The sequence below is a fragment of the Endozoicomonas ascidiicola genome (assembly GCF_001646945.1).
GTDB lineage: Bacteria > Pseudomonadota > Gammaproteobacteria > Pseudomonadales > Endozoicomonadaceae > Endozoicomonas > Endozoicomonas ascidiicola.
In genome coordinates, this window is record NZ_LUTV01000007.1 from 62,384 (window position 1) to 66,775 (window position 4,392).

Consider the following 4,392-nt stretch of genomic DNA (forward strand, 5'->3'; position numbering starts at 1 on the left):
GCAACCAGAAACTGGGATCTACCGGATGAAGTCTGGCTTAATCCTGATAAATGTATTAACGGGCAACTAAGTAAAGCTGCCTGAGTTGAGGCGACAACTATGTTGACAAACACCGATTCGCAGAGAACGAGATTTTAAGCCCATTGTTCACACTACTGTCCGGTTAAGCATAAACCAGCTCCAGACTCCCCTGATTTCGGGGTAAATTGGCTTCAATTCTATCCGGCGGATCACTGAATAATTCCAACAAAGAGCACCGACGGGTCAGGTTAAGACTGATTCTTCGGGCTATTTGCTGTAACGACAACTTGCAGGATGTTGTGATCTGAGCCAATCGCAGCAGGAGGTAGGCAATCATTGCTRTRAGCACCTGTATTTTTACTGCATTTTCACTGCGCYCAAGGAACCRCTTGACCTTCAGATTCTGTTTAATCCACTTRAAGAACAGCTCGATCTGCCAGCGKGATTTATACAAGGCAGCAATCTCTGCAGCACTTCTCCTCAGATCGTTACTGATAAACACCAGTACTTTGCCGTCTTCTTTCCGGCAAATCYTGACCCGCCTGAGATCAACCGGGCAGTCTTTTCTACCTTTGTCAGAAGAGAGCCTGATGATTTGGTCTTCCAGAATAGAGTCTTCTGTTGTTTCACGACATTCKACGACTTCATAGACTGYTGATGTTTTCATCCTGCCCACAAATTGCGTGCCCTGACAGGTCATTTCGTGATACCAGCTGTAGTCGTCGTAAGCCCGGTCAAAAACATAGGTGACACCTGCCATGATGGGAAGGTTCTGAGCCGCTTTGCAGTCATTCTTCTTGGCGGTGGTCAGTTCGAAAAAAGTGGGAGTATCGGCCTTCGGGTCATACACCGTATGAAGCTTTATGCCGCCTTTAGTTTTTCGAAAATGCGCCCACTCAAACTGGTTCAAATTTAAGTCCATGGTCGTGGAATCAATCAGGCGCACCATTTCATTGCCCGCTCCCCGAGGCAGATGGCTTCTGACCTTTTGTAGTAGAAAGAAAAAGGTTTCTTCGAAAATACTGGCCGCCCGRGTGCYGTTGGCATCCGACAATGAAGAACGCTTTATGCGAGAGACACCCAAATGGTAATGGTGGTTGTGGCAGGCATTAWAATTCTCAACCAGATCCCGAATGGAAACGCGGCTGGCCAGTTGAGCAAACATCATGGAAACGAGCTGAGTCCAGCATGTCAGAGTTCTKATTCGATGATCCCCATTGTGTCGATCAACTACCTTCTGAAACTGGTGACGTGGGATTGTTTTGAGTAACTGTTGGAAAACGCTGYTATGATGCTTCATGCCTGTCTCTCTTGTTCTGTAAAATAGCTGTCTCGACAACCGCTATTTTACCGTAGATCAACAGAGACAAGCACTTCAGTTCTTCCCCAGATTTTTAACCGGACAACAGTGTTGTTAAGTGATTAAATTAATGTTTGTTGATACTTGATCGTAGATTTTTGGCTGCAAGGTTATAACTATTCACCGAGGGTGAAATTAAATGTGCTCACCAGAGCCTTTTCATCCCCAAAAAACCAAGATTTGAACAATACTGTATGAGTATTTCTCAGCGGTTAGATCAATATGTCCTCGCCTGTTTCTCTTGCTGATAGACTTGCTGCCCACCCGATACTTGAACGTAGAGTGTCTGCCCTATTAGATATCGTTGAAGCTGAGTCTGGACAGCTCGATCGTGCCAGTGATGCTGAGGAGGCCGTCACACAGAACCTCCGTAGTATGGGTAACGAGCTTCTTACTGATTGGGGTGCCTGCAAAGAAAATCAGAAGTTTTCTGAGGCCTGCCTGAAACACCCCGACAGTAAAGTTCGAAAAAAAACACTCATTGGTTCAGCACTTACGGAAAAATAGGCGTCGTTGAGCGCTTCCAACGATCGATCAACATCGATTCAGACCCTTTAGCCATGCTGCCCAGGTTCACTGCAGAGACTATTCTCTCACTATTCAACGCAAAATTGTCGACTTTGCTGCTGACTGCTCTTTCCAGGCAGCCTCTAAGAAAATGCACGAACATTACGGTATAGATATTCCTGAGTCGTCTGTACGTGCTATTACGCTTGAACATGCCAGTTGCATGCAAGAGGAAACCTTCATTCCCGAACAGAATTCTCAGGACTTCACCGGTGAAGCTGAGCAGTTTGTGGGCGAAATGGATGGCAGTATGATTCCTGTTGTTCTATTTAATGACGTAGAAGACGGAGACAAACGAAAAACGCGTAAAACGGAATGGCAAGAAGCCAAGYTTTGTCAGGTCTATAAGCTCGGCAGCAATGATAAGCGTCATCTGGCTACTATGAAAGGCCCTAATAAGGCCGGTGATCAGTGGTTAAACTGTGCTTTAGCACAAGGCTTTAATCCGAAGTCGTCTATTCACTGCGTAAGTGATGGAGCTACCTGGATTGCCAGCCAGGCAAAAAGGGTGTTTGGAAACCAAGGGAGCTACCTTGTCGACTATTACCATCTCTCTGAGTACTTTGCTGATGCAGCAGAAGAGTGCGTGGGCTATAAAAAGGCGGCTCGTATCGAGTGGCGGCATTGCCAACAGGAACGGATGAAGTCAGGAGATGTGARTGCAGTCATAGCAGAGCTTGATCAGCATAGAAATGGAAAGAAGGGCAAGGCCGCGAATAAGTCTGAGGAATGCCATCGATACATCAGAAACCGTCCAGGTCAGTTTGAATATGCGGCAGCGAGAGCGGTAAACCTTCCCATCGGTTCTGGTGAAATAGAGAGTGCGAACAGTTCAATAGTGCAAATGCGACTCAAGATACCCGGCGCCTGGTGGAAACCCGAGAACGCTGAAGCAATGCTTGGCTTAAGAACATTACGAGCTAACGGTGAATGGGATCAGTACTGGGAGCGCTTAGGGTAACCGGTGAAAGGACACTTTTAATTTCACCCATCTTGCAGCATCAGGTAAGCTTATGGAAACTAGGGACCATGTTCGTTCAACGGCAATAAAATCCTTTTTGGGATCAAAGGTAGATGGTTTATGGAGTTTGCTTGTTACACAGACTACATCACTAAAGTAGAGTTCATATATTACGCAATACGCCAACTTGATGTGTCCAAAAAGTGTCCACAAAACTGACCAAGAACCACTTAAAGTAACCAGTTTTAGCACTTTTTGTAGATTGATGCTTGCGTAATCAATTGATTTGTATTGTGTATATCTGGCGGTGTAAGGGGTTGAATCCCTTCCTCACCGTCATTATCCCTTCTGTAACCTCCTTATTTCCCTTTCATAATTATACTTTTTAAACGATCACTGTCTTTTTGTGTTAACTAGGTGTCCATTTTTTTGGTAAGGCTTTTACCAAAAAGTCTCCTTGCTGTGCTGGCGTCATCCGTATTTTTCTCTATATCTTCATGGCAACGGACTTTGCAATTGCTTATATCGCGGTAGAAGCATGGATACGCAGACAGCGAGACTTTTTGTAGTATTCGCCACCAATTTCTCTCGGGTAAAAGTACGTGATTACTCTCTCTTCTAATGCCTTATACACAGACCTATCCTGCTACTACGACTTAATGTGTGCAGACATTGATTATCAAACTCAGAGTGACTATGTACATCGGCTTCATCAGCTGTTCGGTAATAAAGGCACAAAACATTTAGATCTTGCCTGTGGCACCGGGCCTCATGTGCGTCACTTTATTGATGAGGGTTATCAGAGCAGCGGTCTGGATATTAATCAGCCCATGTTGGACATTGCTGGAGTACGCTGCCCGGAGGCGGACTTTATTTTGCAGGATATGTGTGAATTCACGATTGTACAGCCGGTAGATCTTATCACCTGCTTTCTGTATTCCATTCATTACAGTAATAGTATTGAAAGACTTAAGTCGTGTATATCAAGTGCGCATGCAGCGCTTAGTGACGGAGGAGTGTTCTGTTTTAATGCCGTTGAAAAGAGCAAAATCAGTAACGCTTCCGTAGTCAGTCATACGGTGGATTATGATGACAGCCATTTTGTATTCAGCTCTGGTTGGAATTATCCCGGGAGCGGAGACAAACAGTTGTTAAAACTGAGTATTGAAAAAAGTACGCCCCAGGAAAAGCAATGTTGGCAGGATGAACATCCCATGGTTGCTATCGGCTTTAGCGAGCTTAAGAGTCTGTTAGATCCTTACTTTGAGGTTTACACCTTCGAGCACGATTATGAAAAAATAATGCCTCTTGATGGTCGTTCTGGCAATGCGATTTTTGCGTGTGTGAAAATCTGAATATCGAATGATTAGTGTCGTGTATTATATGAGACGCGATGTTCGACTTTTAAACTGACCTGAAAAAGGCATGACTGACCTACTTTTCTGCTATTAAAAACAGTGGATACAAAGGAGGAAACCAGCCA

General features: G+C 44.8%; 4 protein-coding genes. 3 read left to right on the forward strand and 1 reads right to left on the reverse strand.

What is annotated here, in order from left to right; translation table 11 throughout:
* Positions 1-163: 163 nt before the first annotated feature.
* Positions 164-1,321 carry an IS4 family transposase gene (locus AKL11_RS19450; protein WP_067520783.1) on the reverse strand — a complete coding sequence of 386 codons (1,158 nt, stop codon included), beginning with the start codon at positions 1,319-1,321 and terminating at the stop codon, positions 164-166.
* A gap of 282 nt (positions 1,322-1,603) precedes the next feature.
* Between AKL11_RS19450 and AKL11_RS19455 the strand changes: the two genes are divergently transcribed.
* The 3 genes from AKL11_RS19455 to AKL11_RS19465 all read left to right on the forward strand — a co-directional run bounded on the left by AKL11_RS19455 (position 1,604) and on the right by AKL11_RS19465 (position 4,264).
* The gene (locus AKL11_RS19455; protein ID WP_067518350.1) at positions 1,604-1,888 is read left to right on the forward strand and encodes a hypothetical protein; all 285 of its coding nucleotides are present in this window, start codon (positions 1,604-1,606) and stop codon (positions 1,886-1,888) included.
* 91 nt (positions 1,889-1,979) lie between these two features.
* Complete coding sequence (locus tag AKL11_RS19460; RefSeq protein ID WP_301335672.1) at positions 1,980-2,909, forward strand: UPF0236 family transposase-like protein; 930 nt, start codon at positions 1,980-1,982, stop codon at positions 2,907-2,909.
* Positions 2,910-3,568: 659 nt separating this feature from the next.
* Entirely contained in the window at positions 3,569-4,264 is a 696-nt protein-coding gene (locus AKL11_RS19465) for a class I SAM-dependent DNA methyltransferase (RefSeq protein ID WP_172807346.1), read from the forward strand.
* Positions 4,265-4,392 lie beyond the last annotated feature (128 nt).

Coding starts and splice junctions, on each gene's coding strand:
- AKL11_RS19455 (WP_067518350.1), top strand. CDS start 1,604: ATGTCCTCGCCTGTTTCTCTTGCTGATAGACTTGCTGCCCACCCGATA.
- AKL11_RS19465 (WP_172807346.1), top strand. CDS start 3,569: ATGTGTGCAGACATTGATTATCAAACTCAGAGTGACTATGTACATCGG.